Below are 21,633 nucleotides of genomic sequence, written 5' to 3'. Positions count from 1 at the left end.
TGGGTAAAACTTCTACTCATATCAAAAAATAATCAATTCAAAGAGGATATATTCAAAATACCTGATGAATCATGGGATTACTGCTGCTGCTTTATCTTCGGCGCGACGGCTCTGGAGAGGGATCGCTGCATCTCATGCTTCCCCCAACAAGGCGCAGAAATAACCCCGGCAGACAGGTATGGATCATTACTTTAGGTCTGAGCGGACAGGCTCTGGGGGCTGCATGGAATTCGCGATACAACTCATTATTATCTTAATTTGTCTGTTTTATGGTGCCCGAAAAGGCGGTATTGCGCTGGGGCTGCTGGGCGGCATCGGTTTGGTGATCCTCGTTTTTGTTTTTCATCTCCAGCCGGGCAAACCGCCGGTTGATGTGATGCTGGTGATCATTGCGGTGGTGGCGGCCTCGGCGACGCTGCAGGCATCCGGCGGTCTGGATGTCATGCTGCAGATTGCTGAGAAGCTGCTGCGGCGTAACCCAAAATATGTCTCTATTGTGGCGCCTTTCGTCACCTGCACGCTGACCATCCTCTGCGGTACCGGTCACGTGGTGTATACCATCCTGCCGATTATCTACGATGTGGCGATTAAGAATAACATTCGCCCGGAGCGTCCGATGGCCGCCAGCTCCATTGGCGCCCAGATGGGGATCATCGCCAGCCCGGTCTCAGTGGCGGTGGTTTCGCTGGTGGCGATGCTGGGGAATTTTACCTTTAACGGTAAACATCTGGAGTTTCTCGATCTGCTGGCGATAACCATTCCGTCCACGCTGCTGGGCATTTTAGCGATTGGCATCTTCAGCTGGTTCCGCGGCAAAGATCTGGATAAAGACGAAGCCTTCCAGGCGTTTATTGCGGTACCGGAGAACCGCCATTACGTCTATGGCGATACGGCGACGCTGCTGGATAAAAAGCTGCCCACCAGCAACTGGATAGCGATGTGGATTTTTCTGGCCTCCATCGCTGTGGTGGCGCTGCTTGGCGCCTTCTCTGAACTGCGTCCGGCCTTTGACGGTAAACCGCTGTCGATGGTGCTGGTGATCCAGATGTTTATGCTGCTTTCCGGGGCGCTGATCATCATCATTACTAAAACCAACCCGGCATCGATTTCCAAAAATGAGGTCTTTCGTTCGGGAATGATCGCTATCGTCGCGGTGTACGGCATCGCCTGGATGGCGGAGACCATGTTTGGCGCGCACATGACCGAGATTAAAGGCGTACTCGGGGAGATGGTCAAAGAGTATCCATGGGCCTATGCCATCGTTCTGCTGCTGGTTTCGAAGTTTGTGAACTCGCAGGCGGCAGCGCTGGCGGCGATTGTGCCGGTGGCCCTGGCCATCGGCGTTGACCCGGCCTATATCGTGGCTTCTGCGCCGGCCTGCTATGGCTACTATATACTGCCGACCTACCCAAGCGATCTGGCGGCGATCCAGTTTGACCGCTCAGGGACCACCCATATTGGCCGCTTTGTGATTAACCACAGCTTTATCCTGCCCGGGCTCATCGGCGTTGGCGTCTCCTGCGTGTTTGGCTGGGTATTCGCGGCGATGTACGGCTTTCTGTAAGCGGGGACGGGCGCCGGCAGCGACGCCCGTTAAATTCGAGAGATTATTGCGCGAGGGGCAGGCGACGGTATAGTTCAATCATATCGGTCGCCAGATCCTGAATGACCATGGCGTTCATCAGATGGTCCTGAGAATGCACGGTGATCAGGTTGACCGGTAACTTACCGCTGCCTTCATCCAGGCCGATAAGCTGGGTCTGAATTTTATGCGCATGTTTGACGAACTCATGGGACTCGGCCATGGCCTGCTCCGCTGCGGCAAAATCGCCTTTCCGCGCCAGCTGTAGCGCCGTGAGCGCCGCGCTGCGCGCAGAACCCGCGTTAACCAGCAGCTCCATGATGATCGTTTCTAAATCTTCCATCGATTACTCCAGCATCTTAAGGGCTTTATCCAGAACGGCATCACCTTTCATCATGCCGTAGTCCATCATATCGATCACGGCGACCTTTTTGCCGAACGGGTCGGCCAGCGCCTGCAGCTTCGCCTGCTCATATTTCACCTGCGGGCCGAGCAGAATAATGTCGGCGGCGGCCAGATTATCTTTAAACTCGGCGACCGGTACGGCCTTGATGGAGACTTCAACACCTTTCTTCTGCGCGGCATCTTGCATACGCTGAACCAGCATGCTGGTAGACATACCGGCGGCACAGCACAAAACGATATTCTTCATAGTCAGTGGCCCTTGTGTTCCGTGATGTCCTATCTTTATCGCGGCCCTGGCGATGCGACAACCGCTTTACCGTGATTGTGTGTAAGTCATCACACAAAAATTGAAACCGGTTTCATTTTTGCCGAAAAAAATAAAAAAGCCCACCGAAGTGGGCGGTTGCGGCGCTGAAGACCTAGGCGCGCAGGATGCGGTTTTTACCCTGCTGTTTGGCTTTGTACAGCGCTTCATCGACGCTCACCACCAGCTTATCCAGCGGCTCCATGTTCCATTCCCCCAGCCCGGCGCTGAAGGTGACCGTCAGGCCATCTTCGCGCCAGGTGCGCCGTTCGACGTTTACCCGCCATGTTTCCAGCAGCGTGCGGGCGTTATCAATATGTTCGGCAGGAAAGACCACCGCGAACTCTTCGCCACCATAGCGATAGAGGGATATCTCCAGCGGCTGGAGGACCTGCAGTCCTTCGCGGGCGACGTTTCGCAGAACGATATCGCCGTTGAGGTGACCCCAGGTGTCGTTGATCGATTTGAAGTTATCGATATCGACCAGCGCGAGGGCGAACGGCTGATGATCGTTCATCAGCGCGGCAATATCACTATCGAAGGCGCGGCGGTTCTTGCAGCCGGTGAGCGCGTCGATGGTCGCCTGGCGGACGTAGGTCAGCTCGCGCTGCTTATTAGTTTCAATGGCTTTACTCAGCATCGCCTCGAGGCGGGGGGCGCGTTTGACGTCGCCGGTTTTAATCGCATTGATGATATTCATCAGCACGGTGCGGGAGGCATGACGCAGATAAAGGCCGAACAGGATGATGATGATCGCCGCGAGGGCAAAACCGCCGATCACTAAATTGGTTTCATGGCGCGTCAGATTGACCAGGGTGGTGTTATCAACACGGAAAATCACAAACCAGTCGGGATTGGTAAAGGAGTAATAGTAATACCAGGTGTCGCTTCCGGGATCGTAAAGCTGCCCCTCGCCGCTGGTCATTTTATCCATTAGCTCATTACTGACGAAGGGTTTAAACAGCGCACCAGGGTCGGAGTGCAGGACCACTTTACCATCACGCTGCACCACAAAAAACTCGCCCTGTACGGGGGCCACCATCTGACGCAGCGCGAACCCCATGGAGGTGAGATCAAGATGAAAGGCCAGGCTGCCCTTGAGTTTCCCTTCCGGGGTGATGATGGGTTTGAAAATGGTAATCGTCGGATGGTGGGTAAAAAAATCCATATATGGGCTGGTGTAGTGGCTGAAGGTGCTGGCTTCCGCCTGTTTGATAAACCAGGGCCGCGTTCTGGGATCGAAAGCCCGGCTGTCTTCATTTTCCAGCACCTCCGGGGCGCGCAGGTAGTGGCCCTCGGTATCCGCCAGTGAGATGGATGAGACGCTCGGCATCATGTTCTGTAACTGCATCAGCGTCGTTAATCCTTTCTCCGGCTCCACATTGACTGCGCGATTCAGTTCGTCATTGCGGGCAAAGAAGGCGACCGCGCGCCCAAGGATAAAATCATTTTCCCGCAGCAGGGTTTCCGTATAGTTGATCGCCAGGTTGTGGGTAAAGTTGCGGTTAATGTCGTGATAATCTTCAAGAAAATCTTTCCGCTGCGCCAGGGTGACAAAAATAGCGATCAGCATAAAACTGAGCAAGATGCCGGCAAACCCCACGACGATCGGCGTCGTGAAAGAGAGCTTTCTGTTGTGTAGAGCCATGAATCGTTAATCGTCCCGGATGTATAAACCATGGGTCCGAACGCAGGTTGTGACTGCGGCGCCTGCCGATCGAATCAGTTAACTATTGCTCAATTATAACTCTGAGGCCTTCATGTATCGTGATTTATATTCGGCGATAATGCACAGGCCCTCGTTCAGCGCGGAGAGGCAGGGCGAAAATGAGGAAGAAAAGGTTCGCCCTGGTCAGCGTCCGCTGCCGACCCGGGCAGAATAGAAAAAGGGCGCCTGGCGGGCCAGCCTCCGTTTTTCATCTCTCGTGCAGGCGCGCAAAAATATCAGGCGCTTACACTGTTCATCATGAGGTTTGCGAGGCGCGTCCCAGCCAGCTGTCCCAGTCTTTCCATACCGGCTGCAGGCCGCGGGCAGCCAGCGCGCTGGCGACTTCTTCAGGTCGACGGCCATCGTGCGGCGCGAACTGCTCAAGCTCCGGATGATCGTCGGCGTAACCCCCGGGCTGGGTTTTGGAGAAGGCGCTGACGTTATTGATCGCCAGCGGGATCACCCGGTCGCGGAACCAGGGGGATTCGCGGGTGGATAGCGACAGCTCAACCTCCGGCGCCAGCAGGCGGAAGGCGCAGATGGTCTGCACCAGCTGACGCTCATCCATTAGCGAGGCTGGTTCAATGCCGCCGGCGCAGGGACGCAGACGCGGGAAGGAGACCGAATAGCGGCTGCGCCAGTAGCGTTGCTGCAGCCACAACAGGTGTTCAGCGACCATAAAGCAGTCCACTCGCCAGCTGTCGGAAAGGCCGATCAGCGCGCCAAGGCCGATCTTATCGATCCCCGCCTCGCCCAGGCGATCCGGCGTATCCAGCCGCCAGAAGAAATCCTGTTTTTTCCCTTTCAGATGGTGCTGGGCGTACATACCTTCGTGATAGGTCTCCTGATAGACCATCACCCCGTCGAGCCCCAGGGTTTTCAGCTCGGCATACTCGTCGGTCGCCAGCGGCTGTACCTCCATATGCAGCGAGGCAAACTGGCTGCGGATTGCCGGCAGGTGCTGGCGGAAATAATCCATTCCCACCTTGCCCTGATGCTCACCGGTTACCAGCAGCAGATGCTCAAAACCCAGGTCGCGGATCGCGGCGCACTCGCGGGCAATCTCGGCGGCATCCAGCGTCTTGCGCTTAATGCGATTGCTCATCGAGAAGCCGCAGTAGGTGCAGTCGTTGGCGCACAGGTTGGAGAGATACAGCGGCACGTAGAAGCTGACGGTATTGCCGAAGCGCTGGCGGGTAAGCCGCTGCGCGCGCTGGGCCAGAGGTTCAAGATACCCGGCCGCCGCCGGCGAAAGCAGGGCCATCATATCGTCGCGGGTCAGCTGTTTGGCCGCCAGCGCCCGTTCGACATCGGCGGCGGTTTTACTGTTGATGCGCAGGCGGATGTCGTCCCACTCCAGCTGCCGCCAGCGATCGCTAAAGGTTTTCATGCCAGCGCCTCCAGGAATCCGGTGAGCGGGCTGGTGGCCTGCGCCTGCGCGCTGCGCGCCCCCGGTCCGGCCTGACGGGCCAGCAAGCCGGCCTCGACCGCCATACGGAAGGCGTGGGCCATGGCCACGGGATCGTCGGCGACGGCAATAGCGGTATTGACCAGCACCGCGTCCGCTCCCATTTCCAGCGCCTGCGCCGCATGGCTCGGAACGCCGATGCCGGCGTCGACGACCACCGGCACCGTCGCCTGTTCGATAATAATCTCCAGCATGGCTTTGGTTTCCAGCCCCTGATTTGAGCCGATCGGCGCGCCCAGGGGCATCACCGCCGCGCAGCCAGCCTCTTCCAGTCGTTTACACAGCACCGGGTCGGCGCCGCAGTAGGGCAGCACCACGAACCCTTCGCGGACCAGCAGCTCCGCCGCTTTCAGGGTTTCAATCGGGTCGGGCAGCAACCAGCGGGCGTCCGGGTGGATCTCCAGTTTCAGCCAGTGGGTGCCCAGAGCCTCCCGTGCCAGGCGGGCGGCAAACACCGCCTCTTCCGCCGTCTTGGCGCCCGAGGTATTCGGCAGCAGGCTGACCCCCGCCGCCAGCAGCGGGGCGAGGATGGCGTCATTGTGCTGACGTAAATCGACGCGCTTCATCGCCAGGGTGACCAGCTGGCTGCCCGAGGCGCGAATCGCCTCAACCATCACCCCCGGGGCGGCGAATTTGCCGGTACCGGTGAAAAGATGGGATTCAAATGTTTTGTCTGCAATACGTAACATGTCAGCCTCCAGCGATAACCTGAAAAAGCAGGACTCGATCGCCTTCCTGCAAGAGATGATCTTCCCACCGATCGCGCGGCAGAATGTGTTGATTGAGCGCCAGCGCGACGCCCGGCTGCAGCTGTTCGAGCTGGGTCAGCAGGGCGCTCACGCTGAGATTGTCGGCGCACGCCAGCGGCTCGTCGTTAAACCAGATCTGCATGTCGCCCTCCGCACACCGGGCAGCCCCGGGAGCGCTGTAGCGCCAGGTTACGCCAGCTGCTGGTGCGGGCGTCGAACAGCCGCAGTGTGTTGCGCGGCGTCGTCATGCCGCTGAGCAGCTTAATCGCCTCCAGCGCCTGCAGCGTGCCCATCATGCCGACCACCGGGCCGACGATCCCCGCGGTGCGGCAGTTGCGCTGCGGTTCGTCGCTATCCGGCCACAGGCAGCGATAGCAGCCCTGTGTCCAGGGCGGGGTGAGCACCATCAGCTGACCGCCGAAGCCGACGGCGCTGGCGGTCACTAACGGGATGTCGAGGGCCACGCAGGCGGCATTGATCGCCTGGCGGGTGACCATGTTATCGGTACAGTCCAGCACCACGTCCGCTTTCGCCACCTCGGCGCGCAGCGCCTCGCCGCTTAAGCGCTGCTGGAGCGCAACCAGTGTGATCTGCGGATTTAGCTGGCTGAGCCGCGTCTTTGCCGCCGCGGCTTTTGGCCGATCGATATCCGCGCTGGTGAACAGGATCTGCCGCTGCAGATTGCTGAGATGCACGGCGTCGTCATCGGCCAGGGTCAGCGTCCCGACGCCAGCCCCGGCCAGATAGAGCGCTGCCGGGGAGCCCAGCCCGCCAAGGCCGATAATCAGCACCCGGCTGGCTAACAGCTTCTGCTGACCCTCGATGGCAATATCCTCCAGCAGCAGCTGGCGGCTATAGCGCATAAAGTCGTGATCATTCATCGCCCGCTCCTGCCAGCGCCAGCAGCTGGTCGGTCGCTGCCCGCCAGTCCGCCGCCTGGGTGATGGCGCTGACCACTGCGATGCTGCCGACGCCGGTCGCCAGCACCGCCGGGGCCTTTTCAAGGCTAATTCCGCCGATCGCCACGGTGGGGTAATCCGCCAGGCGTTGGATATGTCTGGCAAGCTGCTCGAGTCCCTGCGGCGCGGAGGGCATCTGTTTGGTTTGCGTCGGGAAGACGTGACCCAGAGCGATGTAAGAGGGACGCGCCGCCAGGGCGATATCAATCTCCATATCGTCATGGGTGGAGACGCCAAGACGTAGCCCGGCTTTGCGGATGGCGCTCAGATCGGTGGTTTCCAGATCTTCTTGTCCGAGATGTACGCCGTAGGCCTGGTGCTTGATCGCCAGTCGCCAGTAATCGTTAATGAACAGCCGGGCGTGATAGCGGCGGCCAAGGGCGATGGCGGCGATGACGTCATCCTCCACCTCGCTGTCGCGTCGGTCCTTGATGCGTAACTGAAGGGTGCGTACTCCAGCTTCGAGCAGGCGTTCAATCCACGCCACGCTGTCCACTACCGGGTAGAGCCCGAGACGAAACGGGACGGGTGGAAAATCAGGCTGATACATCAGACTTCCTCCTGTTTCAGGTAGATTTCGCCGCCGCGGGCGCGGAAGTGATGCGACATATCGGCCATGCCGGCGTCGATGGCCTGCCTGGCGGCGTAGTCGCGGACTTCCTGAGTGATCTTCATTGAGCAGAACTTCGGACCGCACATGGAGCAGAAGTGGGCAACTTTGCCGGATTCCTGCGGCAGGGTTTCATCGTGATAGGCCCGAGCGGTGAACGGATCTAGCGCGAGGTTAAACTGGTCTTCCCAGCGGAATTCGAAGCGCGCCTTCGACATGGCGTTATCGCGGATCTGCGCCCCTGGATGGCCTTTCGCCAGGTCAGCGGCGTGGGCGGCGATTTTGTAGGTAATCAACCCCTGCTTCACATCCTCTTTGTTGGGCAAGCCGAGATGCTCTTTCGGCGTGACATAGCACAGCATGGCGCAGCCGAACCAGCCGATCATCGCCGCGCCGATGCCGGAGGTGAAATGGTCGTAGCCCGGCGCAATGTCGGTGGTGAGCGGCCCGAGGGTGTAGAACGGCGCTTCGTGGCAGTGCTCCAGCTCTTCGGTCATATTGCGGCGGATCATCTGCATCGGCACGTGGCCGGGACCTTCGATCATCACCTGCACGTCATACTCCCAGGCGATTTTCGTCAGCTCGCCGAGGGTGCGCAGCTCGGAGAACTGTGCTTCGTCGTTGGCATCCTGAATGGAGCCGGGGCGCAGGCCATCGCCCAGCGACAGCGAAACGTCATAGGCGGCGCAGATTTCGCAGATTTCGCGGAAATGCTGGTAGAGGAAGTTTTCCTGATGGTGCGACAGACACCATTTGGCCATGATCGAGCCGCCGCGCGAGACGATGCCGGTCAGACGCTTCGCGGTCATCGGGACGTAGCGCAGCAGTACGCCGGCGTGAATGGTGAAGTAGTCGACTCCCTGTTCGGCCTGTTCCAGCAGGGTATCGCGGAAGACTTCCCAGGTGAGGTTCTCGGCGATGCCGTTGACCTTCTCCAGCGCCTGGTAAATCGGCACAGTGCCGATGGGGACCGGGCTGTTACGCAGGATCCACTCGCGGGTTTCGTGGATATAACGGCCGGTGGAGAGATCCATCACCGTATCGGCGCCCCAGCGGGTAGACCAGACCAGTTTCTCGACCTCTTCTTCGATGGAGGAGGTCACCGCTGAGTTGCCGATATTAGCATTCACTTTCACCAGGAAGTTGCGCCCGATAATCATCGGCTCAGACTCCGGGTGGTTGATATTGGCCGGGATGATGGCGCGCCCGGCGGCCACTTCATCGCGGACGAACTCGGGGGTAATGTTTTCCGGCAGGCGGGCGCCGAAGCCTTCTCCGGCATGCTGCTGGCGCAGAACTTCGCTGCGAATACGTTCACGGCCCATGTTTTCGCGTATGGCGATGAACTCCATCTCCGGGGTGACGATCCCCTGGCGGGCGTAGTGCAGTTGGGTAACACATTTGCCGGCAACGGCGCGTTTTGGCGTCAGCTGGCTATTGAAGCGCAGCTCATCGAGGCCGTCATCGGCCAGCCGCGCTTTGGTATAGGCCGAGCTGCGTTCGCTGAGCGGGGCGCAGTCATTACGTGCGTCGATCCACGGCTGGCGCAGCCTGGCCAGCCCCTGGCGGACATCAATGCCAATATCCGGGTCGCCATAAGGCCCGGAGGTGTCATACACCGGGATCGGTTCGTTGGCTTCGTAATGGGGGTTATCGTTATCGCCGCCGACGAGGGTCGGGCTGAGCTGGATTTCGCGCATTGGGACGCGGATATCCGCTTGTGAACCTTGAATGTAGATACGGCGCGAATTAGGAAAAGCAGCGCCTTCCAGCGTATCGATAAATCGCTGCGCGTGCTCGCGTAGCTCACGACGGGTCAGTTTGGTAGTAGACATAGCGCATTCCAGATATAAAGGACATGGCTTGTCAGACGACGGATGGAGTAACAGATGCGATCGGCCCTGACGGACTGACGCGAACAGCAGTTTACTCTTGTTCCCTTCGCAGGTATTAGCCTGATCAGGTTCCGCGGATCCCGAATTAACGGTCTCAGCCTTTTCCATGTAGCCTTCACATGGAAAATAAGCACTCCGACAAGATGACATCCCCTCCGGGGAGGGGGAATGAAGATAAACTACTCGTTAATTGCGCACAACTCAAGCGGTCGGGGCAATATTATCGCGCACCTCATCGCTCAGGTGATGGGCGACGGCGAGGGCGATCAATTTATCTTCCAGGGCGAAACGCGCTTCCAGCGACTCGCCGATATCCGACAGCGCCTGCTGAAATTCAAGGTAGTTATCATGATCAATGGCGTTTTCGAGGCAGGTATCGTAGTAGTCCATCATCTGCTGGGTATTGGCTTCCAGCTGCGGGTAAAGCCGGGTGGCGGCTAAAAGTGGGGTATCGCCTTCCATTTCGCCAATAATGCGTTCATAAATACTAAAATGACCGGACGAGAGGTAATCCACCAGACTTTGGCAAAAGTCATCCAGCGCCTTTTCGTTTAGCCGCATAAACGACTCTTTGCCCGGTTTCAGGCCAACCAGATTGTAGTAAGCCACGAGCAGATGCTTACGCACTTGTAGCCAGCGATCGACCAGTTCATTACTACCGCCAACGCGCTCCGTCAGATTTTCCAGCTGGTTTAGCATGATTGACTCCGCTAGTTTTGATTTAAATCTGCTCACCAAAATGTAAATATAATGTTAACAACATGCCAGTGAAGCAAAGGTAGTGCAATAGATATGGATCGTATTATTGAAAAATTAGATCGCGGCTGGTGGGTTGTCAGTCACGAACAAAAATTATGGTTGCCTGGTGGAGAATTACCACATGGCGAAGCGGTTAATTTCGATCTTGTCGGCCAGCATGCGCTGCATATTGGCGAATGGCAGGGGGAGCCCGTCTGGATGGTGCGCCAGGATCGCCGCCATGACATGGGATCGTTACGCCAGGTGCTGGATCAGGATCCGGGTCTATTCCAGCTGGCGGGGCGAGGGATCCAGCTTGCCGAATTTTACCGATCGCATAAATTTTGCGGCTACTGCGGCCACCTGATGCATGCCAGTAAAAGTGAATGGGCGATGCTGTGCAGCCACTGCCGTGAACGTTACTATCCGCAAATCGCCCCGTGCATTATCGTCGCTATCCGTCGCGACGATGCGATCCTGCTGGCGCAACATACCCGACATCGCAATGGGGTACACACCGTGCTGGCCGGGTTCGTCGAGGTTGGCGAAACCCTTGAGCAGGCGGTCGCCCGTGAGGTGATGGAGGAGAGCGGTATCAAGGTGAAAAATCTGCGCTACGTGACTTCTCAACCCTGGCCGTTCCCGCAGTCGCTGATGACTGCCTTTATGGCGGATTACGCAGAGGGCGATATCGTGGTGGATAAAAAAGAGTTACTCAGCGCGGACTGGTACCGCTATGACGATCTGCCGCTTCTGCCGCCGCCAGGTACGGTGGCGCGCCGGCTTATCGAAGATACCGTCGCGATGTGTCGGGCAGAGTTCGAGTGACATGTTACACTGGGCGTATCAACGCTAAAGGAATGTAAAAATGACCGAACTGAAGAACGATCGTTACCTGCGCGCGCTGCTGCGTCAGCCGGTTGATGTCACCCCGGTGTGGATGATGCGCCAGGCGGGCCGCTATTTACCGGAGTACAAAGCCACCCGTGCGCAAGCGGGCGACTTTATGTCGCTGTGTAAAAATGCCGAGCTGGCCTGCGAAGTGACGCTCCAGCCGCTGCGTCGTTATCCGCTGGACGCGGCGATCCTCTTTTCGGACATCCTGACCATCCCGGACGCCATGGGACTGGGGCTGTACTTTGAGGCAGGCGAAGGCCCGCGCTTCACCTCGCCGGTGAAAAGCAAAGCCGACGTCGACAAGCTGCCAGTCCCGGATCCCGAGCAGGAACTGGGCTACGTGATGAATGCCGTGCGCACCATTCGCCGTGAACTGAAAGGCGAAGTGCCGCTGATCGGTTTTTCCGGTAGCCCATGGACGCTGGCGACCTACATGGTGGAAGGTGGCAGCAGTAAGGCTTTCACCGTCATCAAAAAGATGATGTACGCCGAACCGCAGGCGCTACACGCGCTGCTGGATAAACTGGCGAAGAGCGTCACCCTGTACCTCAACGCGCAGATCAAAGCCGGCGCGCAGTCAGTAATGATTTTTGACACCTGGGGCGGGGTGCTGACCGGTCGCGACTATCAGCAGTTTTCCCTCTACTATATGCATAAAATCGTCGATGGCCTGCTGCGGGAAAACGAAGGCCGCCGCGTGCCGGTGACCCTGTTCACCAAAGGCGGCGGTCAGTGGCTGGAAGCGATGGCGGAGACCGGCTGTGACGCGCTGGGTCTCGACTGGACCACCGATATTGCCGATGCCCGTCGTCGCGTGGGCGACAAAGTCGCGCTGCAGGGCAACATGGATCCGTCCATGCTCTATGCGCCCCCCGCGCGTATTGAAGAAGAAGTCGCGACCATCCTCGCCGGCTTTGGTCAGGGGGAAGGCCACGTCTTTAACCTCGGCCACGGCATCCATCAGGACGTTGACCCTGAGCATGCGGGCGTCTTTGTTGAAGCGGTGCATCGTCTTTCCGCACCCTATCACCAGTAGGAGATCAGCCATATGGATTTAGCCGCACTCCGTATCCAGCAGCAACAGTTAGCCGCGTCGGTAGAGCGCGCGGATCGACTGGATCGTGACCCACCGACGTTGATCGGCGGCGCGGATGTCGGGTTTGAGCAGGAAGGGGAGATCACCCGGGCTGCGATGGTGCTGCTGACCTGGCCTGAACTGGAGCTGGTGGAGTATCAGGTGGCGCGCGTCGCCACTTCCATGCCCTATATTCCCGGCTTTCTCTCGTTTCGCGAAACCCCTGCGCTGCTGGCGGCGTGGGAGCAGCTTTCGCAAAAACCGGACCTGTTGTTTGTTGACGGCCACGGCATTTCTCATCCCCGAAGATTGGGCGTCGCCAGCCATTTTGGCCTGATGATCGACGTGCCGACCATCGGGGTGGCGAAAAAACGGCTGTGCGGCAAAATCGGCGACCTGGGTGATGAGCCCGGTGCGCTGGCCCCGCTGATGGATAAAAATGAGCAACTGGCCTGGGTCTGGCGCAGCAAAGTGCGCTGCAACCCGCTGTTTATTAGCACCGGCCACCGGGTAGGCATGGACAGCGCTTTAATGTGGGTCGAACGCTGCATGCGAGGCTATCGTCTGCCCGAACCGACGCGCTGGGCCGATGCGGTGGCTTCCCGCCGTCCGTCGTTTGTGCGTTGGCAAGCAAATCACAGCTGATTCAGGTACACTGCGCCTAATTTCTGACTTCGAGAATTCATCATGTTACAAAACCCGATTCACCTGCGCCTGGAGAAGCTGGAAAGCTGGCAGCATGTCACTTTTATGGCCTGCCTGTGCGAGCGTATGTACCCCAACTACGCGATGTTCTGCAAGCAAACCGAGTTTGGCGACGGCCAGCTGTACCGTCGTATCCTGGATCTGATCTGGGAAACGCTGACGGTCAAAGATGCGAAGGTGAATTTCGATAGTCAGCTGGAGAAACTGGAAGAGGCGATCCCGGCGGCAGATGATTTCGACCTGTACGGTGTTTATCCGGCCATAGACGCCTGCGTGGCGTTGAGCGAACTGATCCATTCGCGTCTGAGCGGCGAAACGCTCGAGCACGCGATCGAGGTGAGCAAAACCTCCATCACCACCGTGGCGATGCTGGAAATGACCCAGGAAGGTCGCGAAATGACCGACGAAGAGCTGAAAGCGAACCCGGCGGTAGAGCAGGAATGGGACATTCAGTGGGAAATTTTCCGCCTGCTGGCCGACTGCGAAGAGCGTGACCTTGAGCTGATAAAAGGCCTGCGCGCGGACCTGCGTGAGGCTGGTGAGAGCAATATTGGTATAAATTTTCAGCAGTGAGACCAGAAAACGTGATTTACCGCCTGAATTGTAGCGTCTGAAGGCTTCCATTCCGCCCCCCGTCTGGTCTACATTTGGAGGGCGAAAAAAAGTGGCTATCGGTGCGTGTATGCAGGAGGGTGCTTTTTTGGCATTTCCGTCGCACTCGATGCTTAGCAAGCGATAAACACATTGTAAGGATAACTTATGAACAAGACTCAACTGATTGATGTAATTGCGGACAAAGCTGACCTGTCCAAAGCACAGGCTAAAGCTGCCCTGGAATCTACCCTGGCTGCAATTACTGAGTCTCTGAAAGAAGGTGATGCTGTTCAACTGGTTGGTTTCGGTACCTTCAAAGTGAACCACCGCGCTGAGCGTACTGGCCGCAACCCGCAGACCGGTAAAGAGATCAAAATCGCTGCAGCTAACGTGCCGGCATTTGTTTCTGGCAAAGCACTGAAAGACGCAGTTAAGTAAGACCGCGTGGCAGTGAACAGTTTTATCGAAGGGGCTATTAAGCCCCTTTTGTCTGTCTGGCGCCGGCCTCTGGCGCTGGCGGGCATCCTGTTGCTGACTGCCTGCAGCCATAACGCGTCGCTACCACCATTTACCGCCAGCGGTTATGCGGACAACCAGGGGGCGATGCGTATCTGGCGTAAAGATTCTGGCGATGAAGTCCATCTTCTCGCCGCCTTCAGCCCGTGGCGTCACGGGGACACCTCGACCAGCGAATATCGCTGGCAGGGCGATCAGCTGACGCTGATTGAACTCAATGTCTACGGCAAGCCGCCGGAACATATTCGCGCCCGCTTCGACGCGCAGGGCGATCTTAGCTTTATGCAGCGGGAAGTTGACGGGCAGAAGCAGCAACTCTCCAGCGACCAGGTCGCGCTGTACCGTTATCGCGCCGAGCAGATCCGCCAGACCAGCGACGCCCTCCGCCAGGGACGGGTCGTCCTGCGTCAGGGACGCTGGAACGCCGCCGCGCATACCGTGCTGACCTGTGAAGGGCAGACGGTCACGCCCGACCTCGATAGTCGGGCTCTGGCGCACATTGAACGTCGGCAGAGCCACGCTTCCGCCGCGGTGAGCATTGCCTGGCTGGAGGCGCCGGAAGGCTCTCAACTGCTGCTGGTGGCCAATGAAAACTTCTGCACCTGGCAGCCGACGGAAAAAAGCTTCTAACCTTTACCAGTGATTCATGCCCATATGACCGCCGCCGCTACCGCGACAGCCGCCATATCCCATTCCTGCGCCGCGGGGAACACCAGCCTCAGCCAGGGCGAGATCAAATTTCACTCGCTGCTGATCCAGCTTCTGGCGTAAGCCTTCCATCTCCTGAGCGACGGCTTCAATCTTGCCGCTATCCGGCTTTTGCGCCGTGAGCAACGCATTGTACTCATAGCGTTTGGACTGCAACTGCTGGCGCAGGGCGCTGGTTTGCTCATAGTAATCGTTATGCAGCTTTTGCGCGGTAGCCTGCTGCTCCTGGGTCAGCTGACTGTAGCCCTGGTTGCCGATCCCGTTATTGTTGCCCCAGTGGTGGTTGGCCCAGGCCGTGTTGCTGCCGAAGGTCAGCGCGGCTAAGGTAACGAGGGCGAGAGGTAAGGTACGGTTCCGTTTCATGGCATTTTCTCCTGTGTGGTTTCTCTCGGTATTGCATCTTTCATGCCAGCCTGAAAAAGCCCGTCCGTGCAGGCCTGCCGAGGCCGTTAAAGAGAAGAGCGAGTAAAAATGACCCGTTCCGCCCGGGACCGGCGAGTCATTTTTACTCGCTAAAGCGCAGGCGATATGTTTGAGAGCAGGTTTGGCCGCGCGGAAACATGGCATGATTTCTGCTGAAAGATCCTGCTGATAGCGAAAAGGAGATGACAAGGACTCGCCGATGAAGATCAAACCTTTTTCCCGGGACGCTGCCGCTGGCGCGCTGAGCTGGCTGCTGACCGGTACGGTAGTGCTGCTGGTGGTGCTGTTCTCCGCGATGATCGTCCGCGACTACGGTCGTGAGACGACCGCCGCCCGACAAACTATCGAGGAGAAGGGGAGCGTACTGATCCGCGCGCTGGAGTCCGGCACGCGCGTTGGCATGGGAATGCGGATGCACCACGCGCAGCTGCAGGCCCTGCTGGAAGAGATGGCCTGGCAGCCGGGCGTCCTGTGGTTCGCGGTGACTGATGACAATGGCGCCATCATCGCCCACAGCGATCCGCAGCAGGTGGGTCAAACGCTCTACAGCCCCGCGCAGATGCGTGCGCTGGCGGTTGGCGAACAGGCTCGCTGGCGGCGGCTTAGCGAGCCGCAGCCGGCCATGGAGATCTATCGCCAGTTTCGCCCGCTCAATCCGGCCCGCGGCCACCATATGGGCATGATGAATCGCGGCAACAGCGCCCTGGCTCAAGCCAGCGTCCCGCAGGTGATTTTTATCGCCTTTGATAGCCGCGAGCTGGATGCCACGCAGGCCCGCGGGCAGCGGAATATGGCCATCATGCTGGGCGCCGCCGCGTTGGTGACAGCGGCAACGATCCTTGCCCAGTTCTGGTTCCGCCGCTATCGCCGCTCACGGAAACAACTGCTGGAGGCGATGGCCCGCAAAGAGAAACTGCTGGCGCTTGGCCATCTGGCGGCAGGCGTGGCGCACGAGATCCGCAATCCGCTCTCGTCGATTAAAGGGCTGGCAAAATATTTTGCCGAGCGCACGCCGCCGGGCGGTGAGTCACATCAGTTAGCGCAGGTGATGGCCAAAGAGGCCGACCGCCTCAATCGGGTGGTCAGTGAGCTGCTGGAGCTGGTCCGGCCCGCGCATTTAAATTACCAGCCGGTGGATATTAACGCGCTTATCCACCACTCATTGCAGTTGGTTAGCCAGGATGCGCAGAGTCGCGGGATCGCGCTGCAATTTACGCCGCGCCCGGAGCTCTCCACGATCAACGCCGATGCCGACCGCCTGAACCAGGTGCTGTTGAACCTGTACCTGAACGCGATGCAGGCGATTGGCCGCGACGGCGTCATTCACGTATCGGCAAGTGAAGCCGATCGGCGACGTATCAAAATAGTCGTTAAGGATAGCGGTAAGGGGATGAGCGATGAAGAGCTACAGGCCATCTTCACTCCTTATTTTACCACCAAGGCGGACGGCACCGGGCTGGGGCTGGCGGTGGTGCAGAATATTATCGAACAACATGGCGGGACGATCCGCGCCGAAAGTCAGCCGGGGGCTGGAGCGATATTTACGCTTTGGCTACCGCTGGATGCTCAACGGAGGGAAGATGAGCAGCGATAAGGTACAGATTCTGGTTGTCGATGATGACATCAGCCACTGCACGATCTTGCAGGCGCTGCTGCGCGGCTGGGGCTATCAGGTGGCATTAGCCCACAACGGCCGGCAGGCGCTGGAGCAGATCCATCATCAGGTTTTCGACCTGGTACTGTGCGATATTCGCATGGCGGAGCTGGACGGTATCGCAACGTTAAAAGAGATAAAAGCCTATAACCCGGCGATCCCGGTGCTGATCATGACGGCGTTCTCCAGCGTCGATACGGCGGTGGAGGCCATTAAGTCCGGGGCGCTGGATTATCTGATTAAACCGCTGGATTTTGACACGTTACAGCAGACGTTAGTCCAGGCGCTGGCACACACCCGTCATAGCGAGGGCGACCCCAGCGTTGCGACGGATTCACGGTGGGGCATGATTGGCGACAGCCCGGCGATGCAGGCGCTTCTTAACGAAATTATGCTGGTAGCCCCTTCGGACGCGACGGTGCTGATCCATGGGGAGTCGGGAACCGGTAAGGAACTGGTGGCGCGCGCCATCCACGCCTGCAGCGGGCGCGGTGATAAGCCGCTGGTGACGCTCAACTGTGCGGCGCTGAATGAGTCGCTGCTGGAGTCGGAACTCTTCGGCCATGAAAAAGGGGCGTTTACCGGCGCGGAGCGGCGACGTGAGGGGCGCTTTGTCGAAGCGGATGGCGGCACGCTGTTCCTCGATGAAATTGGCGATATCTCGCCATTGATGCAGGTCCGGCTACTGCGGGCGATTCAGGAGCGGGAGGTGCAGCGTGTCGGCAGCAACCAGACGCTTGCCGTTGATGTGCGGCTGATCGCCGCCACCCACCGCAACCTCGCCGAAGAGGTCAGCGCCGGGCGTTTTCGCCAGGATCTCTATTACCGCCTGAACGTCGTGACTATTGAGATGCCGCCGCTGCGCCGGCGCCGGGAAGATATTCCGCAGCTGGCGCAGCACTTTCTCAAACGCTATGCCGAACGCAATCGTAAGGCGGTAAAGGGGTTCACGCCACAGGCGATGGACCTGCTGATCCACTACCCCTGGCCGGGCAATATTCGCGAGCTGGAAAACGCGGTGGAGCGGGCGGTGGTGCTACTGACCGGAAACTATATCTCTGAGCGAGAACTGCCGCTGGCGATCGCCGGTACGCCGCTGCCATCAGGCGGGAGCGAGGAGGGGGGAATTCAGCCGTTAGTGGAAGTGGAGAAAGAGGTGATTCTGGCGGCGCTGGAAAAAACGGGCGGCAACAAAACCGAAGCCGCCCGTCAGTTAGGCATTACGCGGAAAACGCTGCTGGCGAAACTTAGCCGTTAGCCTTTTCACGTTCGATGGCGCGCCAGCCGATATCGCTACGGCTAAAGCTACCGTCCCAGCGAATGTCGGTCAGCAGCTGATAGGCGCGCTGCTGCGCCTGCGCTACGGTATCGCCCAAGGCGGTGACGCACAGTACGCGACCGCCGTTGGTGACCACGCGCTGGTCGTCAGACAGTTTCGTGCCGGCGTGGAAGACTTTACCGTCTGCCGCTTCCTGCTGCGGCAGACCATGGATCTCATCGCCCGTGTTGTAGTTGCCCGGATAGCCGCCGGCGGCAACCACCACGCCCAGCGACGCGCGGTCATCCCACTCGGAGGTTTTCTCATCCAGCTTGCCCGCGCAGGCGGCGAGGCACAGCTCTACCAGGTCGGATTTCATGCGCAGCATGATCGGCTGGGTTTCCGGATCGCCAAAGCGGCAGTTGAACTCAATGACCTTCGGGTTGCCCTGCTTGTCGATCATCAGACCGGCATACAGGAAACCGGTATAGGTGTTGCCTTCCGCGGCCATGCCCTTCACGGTTGGCCAGATAATCCGCTCCATGGTGCGCTGATGGACTTCATCAGTCACGACCGGCGCCGGAGAATAAGCGCCCATCCCACCGGTATTCGGGCCGGTATCGCCGTTGCCGACGCGTTTGTGATCCTGGCTGGTGGCCATCGGCAGGACGTGCTCGCCGTCGACCATCACAATAAAGCTGGCCTCTTCGCCATCGAGGAACTCTTCAATGACGATGCGGTGTCCGGCGTCGCCGAAAGCGTTACCGGCCAGCATGTCTTTGACCGCCGCTTCGGCTTCCTCGAGGGTCATCGCCACGATAACGCCTTTACCCGCCGCCAGACCGTCGGCTTTGATGACGATCGGCGCGCCTTTCTCGCGCAGATAAGCCAGCGCTGGCTCAACGTCGGTGAAGTTCTGATATTCCGCCGTCGGGATATGATGACGAGCAAGGAAATCTTTGGTGAAGGCCTTCGAACCTTCCAGCTGCGCAGCGCCTTCGGTTGGCCCGAAGATGGCCAGCCCGGCGGCACGAAACGCGTCAACCACGCCAATGACCAACGGCGCTTCCGGGCCAACGATGGTCAGGTCGATATTTTCATCCTGGGCGAAGCGAAGCAGCGCCGGAATATCGGTAACGCCGATGGCGACGTTTTGCAGCGACGGCTCCAGCGCGGTACCGGCGTTGCCCGGCGCGACGTAGACGGTATCAACCAGCGGCGATTGGGCCGCTTTCCAGGCCAGGGCGTGTTCGCGCCCGCCGTTGCCGATTACTAATACTTTCATCTGCTGCTCCATGAATTAATGGCGGAAGTGGCGCATGTCGGTGAAGATCATGGCGATGCCGTGTTCGTCAGCGGCGGCAATCACTTCGTCGTCGCGGATAGAGCCGCCCGGCTGAATAACGCAGGTGATGCCGACCGCTGCCGCGGCGTCAATCCCGTCGCGGAATGGGAAGAAGGCGTCAGAGGCCATGGCGGAGCCTTTCACTTCCAGACCTTCATCACCGGCTTTAATTCCGGCGATTTTCGCCGAGTAGACGCGGCTCATCTGACCGGCGCCTATGCCGATGGTCATATTGTCTTTGGCATACACGATGGCGTTGGATTTGACGAATTTCGCCACTTTCCAGCAGAACAGCGCATCGCGCAGCTCTTGCTCGCTCGGCTGACGTTTGCTGACCACGCGCAGTTCACCCGCGGTGACCATACCGAGATCGCGGTCCTGAACCAGCAGACCACCGTTAACGCGTTTGAAATCGAGACCGGCAACGCGCGCATCCCACTGACCGCAGGTCAGTACGCGGACGTTCTGCTTCGCGGCAGTGATTTTCAGCGCTTCTTCGCTGGCGGACGGGGCGATGATCACCTCGACAAACTGGCGAGAGATGATCGCCTGCGCGGTGTCGGCATCCAGTTCGCGGTTGAAGGCGATGATGCCGCCGAACGCGGAGGTCGGGTCGGTTTTGTATGCGCGATCGTAGGCGTCGAGGATCGAGTCGCTAACGGCAACGCCGCATGGGTTAGCGTGCTTAACGATCACGCAGGCCGGTTCGTTGAACTCTTTCACGCACTCCAGCGCCGCATCGGTATCGGCAATGTTGTTATAGGAGAGCGCTTTGCCCTGCAGCTGGGTAGCGGTTGCCACGGAAGCTTCTTTGACATTCTCTTCTATATAGAAGGCAGCCTGCTGGTGGCTGTTTTCGCCGTAGCGCATATCCTGCTTCTTAATGAAGTTCAGATTCAGGGTGCGTGGGAAGCGGCCAGCGGCTTCTTTGCTTTCGCCGTGATAGGCCGGAACCATGCTGCCGAAGTAGTTGGCGATCATGCTGTCATACGCGGCGGTGTGTTCGAAGGCTTTAATGGCGAGGTCGAAGCGGGTGTCCAGCGTCAGGGAGCCTTCGTTGGCGTCCATCTCATTAATGATGGCGGTGTAGTCGCTGCTCTTCACCACGATGGCGACGTCTTTGTGGTTCTTCGCCGCGGAGCGGACCATGGTCGGGCCGCCGATATCGATGTTTTCCACCGCGTCTTCCAGCGAGCATCCTTCGCGAGCGACGGTCTGGGCAAACGGATAGAGGTTAACGACCACCATATCGATAGGCGCGATCCCGTGCTGCTGCATGATGCCGTCATCCTGACCGCGACGGCCGAGGATGCCGCCGTGTACTTTCGGATGCAGGGTTTTCACGCGTCCATCCATCATTTCCGGGAAACCGGTGTAGTCAGAGACTTCGGTTACCGGCAGGCCTTTATCTGCCAGCAGGCGAGCAGTGCCGCCAGTGGACAGCAGCTCGACACCACGAGCGGAAAGCGCCTGCGCGAATTCGACGATACCGGCCTTGTCAGAAACACTGAGCAGAGCGCGGCGGACTGGACGACGTTGTTGCATGGTATTAAATCCCCAGGATTTGAACATTACAGAGAGCGTTAGGTGAGTTTTTGCCTAAAAACTCACCTAACGCACCCAACCGGGCATCCGTGTCATAGCGCGGCATTGTAACGAAAACGTTTGCGCAACGCTCGCGAATTTTTATCTTTCTCTCCAGGCCGGTGAATCTCCTTCTATATAGCTGGCGATCCACGGGGCTAGCGGTCATGTTTTTACGCTCTCCTGTGGATAATTCTGTGTGTAACGAGGTATAAAGCGGGGTTTTGCTGGGGAATGCAGCAGTCAGTCATTTTTCTGCCATTTTTCTATTGCGGGCGCTCGAGAACTCCCTATAATGCGCCTCCATCGACACGGCGGATGTGAATCACTTCACACAAACAGCCGGTTCGGTTGAAGAGAAAAATCCTGAAAAACGGGTTGACTCTGAAAGAGGAAAGCGTAATATACGCCACCTCGCGACAGAGCGCTAAAGCGCGTCGCAACTGCTCTTTAACA

General features: G+C 58.6%; 22 protein-coding genes and 1 riboswitch. Of the genes, 9 read left to right on the top strand and 13 right to left on the bottom strand.

Going from position 1 to position 21,633, the window contains the following annotated elements; translation table 11 throughout:
- The first annotated feature begins 223 nt into the window (after nucleotides 1–223).
- Nucleotides 224–1,564, top strand: coding sequence for an anaerobic C4-dicarboxylate transporter DcuB (dcuB, locus tag ACLEXF_RS24950; RefSeq protein ID WP_008808003.1), 1,341 nt, complete (start codon nucleotides 224–226; stop codon nucleotides 1,562–1,564).
- Nucleotides 1,565–1,607: 43 nt separating this feature from the next.
- Here the strand turns inward: dcuB and ACLEXF_RS24945 are convergent, their stop codons facing one another.
- The 10 genes from ACLEXF_RS24945 to ACLEXF_RS24900 form a co-directional block, all read right to left on the bottom strand.
- The gene (locus ACLEXF_RS24945) at nucleotides 1,608–1,925 is read right to left on the bottom strand and encodes a PTS lactose/cellobiose transporter subunit IIA (protein WP_004206755.1); all 318 of its coding nucleotides are present in this window, start codon (nucleotides 1,923–1,925) and stop codon (nucleotides 1,608–1,610) included.
- 3 nt (nucleotides 1,926–1,928) lie between these two features.
- Complete coding sequence (locus tag ACLEXF_RS24940) at nucleotides 1,929–2,234, bottom strand: PTS sugar transporter subunit IIB (protein WP_002884150.1); 306 nt, start codon at nucleotides 2,232–2,234, stop codon at nucleotides 1,929–1,931.
- Nucleotides 2,235–2,406: 172 nt separating this feature from the next.
- Nucleotides 2,407–3,939: a sensor domain-containing diguanylate cyclase gene (locus ACLEXF_RS24935; protein ID WP_004206753.1), complete on the bottom strand. Its 1,533-nt coding sequence runs from the start codon at nucleotides 3,937–3,939 to the stop codon at nucleotides 2,407–2,409.
- A gap of 316 nt (nucleotides 3,940–4,255) precedes the next feature.
- Nucleotides 4,256–5,389, bottom strand: coding sequence for a 2-iminoacetate synthase ThiH (gene thiH, locus ACLEXF_RS24930; RefSeq protein WP_231786958.1), 1,134 nt, complete (start codon nucleotides 5,387–5,389; stop codon nucleotides 4,256–4,258).
- A complete protein-coding gene (gene thiG / locus ACLEXF_RS24925) occupies nucleotides 5,386–6,156 on the bottom strand; it encodes a thiazole synthase (protein WP_032456545.1) in 771 nt (256 codons plus the stop codon). Before thiG ends, thiH begins: the two co-directional genes overlap by 4 nt.
- A gap of 1 nt (nucleotide 6,157) precedes the next feature.
- Nucleotides 6,158–6,358: a sulfur carrier protein ThiS gene (thiS, locus tag ACLEXF_RS24920; RefSeq protein WP_004206750.1), complete on the bottom strand. Its 201-nt coding sequence runs from the start codon at nucleotides 6,356–6,358 to the stop codon at nucleotides 6,158–6,160.
- On the bottom strand, nucleotides 6,342–7,097 hold the full coding sequence (thiF, locus tag ACLEXF_RS24915; RefSeq protein ID WP_004206749.1) for a thiazole biosynthesis adenylyltransferase ThiF: 756 nt from the start codon (nucleotides 7,095–7,097) through the stop codon (nucleotides 6,342–6,344). The genes thiS and thiF overlap by 17 nt, the downstream gene beginning before the upstream one ends.
- Nucleotides 7,090–7,725, bottom strand: a complete 636-nt coding sequence (gene thiE / locus ACLEXF_RS24910; protein WP_017901116.1) for a thiamine phosphate synthase — start codon at nucleotides 7,723–7,725, stop codon at nucleotides 7,090–7,092. Before thiE ends, thiF begins: the two co-directional genes overlap by 8 nt.
- Nucleotides 7,725–9,620 carry a phosphomethylpyrimidine synthase ThiC gene (gene thiC / locus ACLEXF_RS24905; RefSeq protein WP_023319462.1) on the bottom strand — a complete coding sequence of 632 codons (1,896 nt, stop codon included), beginning with the start codon at nucleotides 9,618–9,620 and terminating at the stop codon, nucleotides 7,725–7,727. Before thiC ends, thiE begins: the two co-directional genes overlap by 1 nt.
- A gap of 84 nt (nucleotides 9,621–9,704) precedes the next feature.
- A riboswitch (TPP riboswitch) is annotated at nucleotides 9,705–9,828 on the bottom strand.
- 53 nt (nucleotides 9,829–9,881) lie between these two features.
- Nucleotides 9,882–10,379: an Rsd/AlgQ family anti-sigma factor gene (locus ACLEXF_RS24900; RefSeq protein ID WP_004206746.1), complete on the bottom strand. Its 498-nt coding sequence runs from the start codon at nucleotides 10,377–10,379 to the stop codon at nucleotides 9,882–9,884.
- A gap of 93 nt (nucleotides 10,380–10,472) precedes the next feature.
- Between ACLEXF_RS24900 and nudC the strand changes: the two genes are divergently transcribed.
- The 6 genes from nudC (at nucleotide 10,473) to ACLEXF_RS24870 (ending at nucleotide 14,835) form a co-directional block, all read left to right on the top strand.
- A complete protein-coding gene (gene nudC, locus ACLEXF_RS24895; protein WP_407259970.1) occupies nucleotides 10,473–11,246 on the top strand; it encodes an NAD(+) diphosphatase in 774 nt (257 codons plus the stop codon).
- A 40-nt stretch (nucleotides 11,247–11,286) separates the two neighbouring features.
- Nucleotides 11,287–12,351 (top strand): uroporphyrinogen decarboxylase, encoded by a 1,065-nt coding sequence (hemE, locus tag ACLEXF_RS24890; RefSeq protein ID WP_004206744.1) that lies wholly within the window; start codon nucleotides 11,287–11,289, stop codon nucleotides 12,349–12,351.
- A 12-nt stretch (nucleotides 12,352–12,363) separates the two neighbouring features.
- Nucleotides 12,364–13,035: a deoxyribonuclease V gene (gene nfi, locus ACLEXF_RS24885; protein WP_004206743.1), complete on the top strand. Its 672-nt coding sequence runs from the start codon at nucleotides 12,364–12,366 to the stop codon at nucleotides 13,033–13,035.
- Nucleotides 13,036–13,077: 42 nt separating this feature from the next.
- Nucleotides 13,078–13,668 carry a YjaG family protein gene (locus ACLEXF_RS24880; RefSeq protein ID WP_004206742.1) on the top strand — a complete coding sequence of 197 codons (591 nt, stop codon included), beginning with the start codon at nucleotides 13,078–13,080 and terminating at the stop codon, nucleotides 13,666–13,668.
- Between the two features lie 186 nt (nucleotides 13,669–13,854).
- A complete protein-coding gene (hupA, locus tag ACLEXF_RS24875; protein WP_002884342.1) occupies nucleotides 13,855–14,127 on the top strand; it encodes a nucleoid-associated protein HU-alpha in 273 nt (90 codons plus the stop codon).
- Between the two features lie 12 nt (nucleotides 14,128–14,139).
- The gene (locus tag ACLEXF_RS24870) at nucleotides 14,140–14,835 is read left to right on the top strand and encodes a DUF1481 domain-containing protein (RefSeq protein ID WP_023319466.1); all 696 of its coding nucleotides are present in this window, start codon (nucleotides 14,140–14,142) and stop codon (nucleotides 14,833–14,835) included.
- Between the two features lie 3 nt (nucleotides 14,836–14,838).
- Here ACLEXF_RS24870 and zraP read toward each other — a convergent pair whose 3' ends face one another.
- Nucleotides 14,839–15,276: a zinc resistance sensor/chaperone ZraP gene (gene zraP, locus ACLEXF_RS24865; RefSeq protein ID WP_064190159.1), complete on the bottom strand. Its 438-nt coding sequence runs from the start codon at nucleotides 15,274–15,276 to the stop codon at nucleotides 14,839–14,841.
- 259 nt (nucleotides 15,277–15,535) lie between these two features.
- Between zraP and zraS the strand changes: the two genes are divergently transcribed.
- Both zraS and zraR read left to right on the top strand, forming a co-directional pair.
- The gene (zraS, locus tag ACLEXF_RS24860; protein WP_325910920.1) at nucleotides 15,536–16,930 is read left to right on the top strand and encodes a two-component system sensor histidine kinase ZraS; all 1,395 of its coding nucleotides are present in this window, start codon (nucleotides 15,536–15,538) and stop codon (nucleotides 16,928–16,930) included.
- Nucleotides 16,917–18,248 carry a sigma-54-dependent response regulator transcription factor ZraR gene (gene zraR / locus ACLEXF_RS24855; RefSeq protein WP_064190156.1) on the top strand — a complete coding sequence of 444 codons (1,332 nt, stop codon included), beginning with the start codon at nucleotides 16,917–16,919 and terminating at the stop codon, nucleotides 18,246–18,248. The genes zraS and zraR overlap by 14 nt, the downstream gene beginning before the upstream one ends.
- Here zraR and purD read toward each other — a convergent pair.
- Both purD and purH read right to left on the bottom strand, forming a co-directional pair.
- Nucleotides 18,238–19,533, bottom strand: a complete 1,296-nt coding sequence (purD, locus tag ACLEXF_RS24850; RefSeq protein WP_004206736.1) for a phosphoribosylamine--glycine ligase — start codon at nucleotides 19,531–19,533, stop codon at nucleotides 18,238–18,240. The two genes, zraR and purD, sit on opposite strands and share 11 nt — an antisense overlap.
- Nucleotides 19,534–19,548: 15 nt before the next feature.
- The gene (gene purH, locus ACLEXF_RS24845) at nucleotides 19,549–21,138 is read right to left on the bottom strand and encodes a bifunctional phosphoribosylaminoimidazolecarboxamide formyltransferase/IMP cyclohydrolase (RefSeq protein WP_004206735.1); all 1,590 of its coding nucleotides are present in this window, start codon (nucleotides 21,136–21,138) and stop codon (nucleotides 19,549–19,551) included.
- Nucleotides 21,139–21,633 lie beyond the last annotated feature (495 nt).

The organism is Klebsiella pneumoniae complex sp. WS1778, from assembly GCF_049472055.1.
Lineage (GTDB): Bacteria > Pseudomonadota > Gammaproteobacteria > Enterobacterales > Enterobacteriaceae > Klebsiella > Klebsiella quasipneumoniae.
The sequence above is the reverse complement of the archived record's forward strand: the minus strand, read 5'-3'. Positions and strand labels throughout refer to the sequence as shown.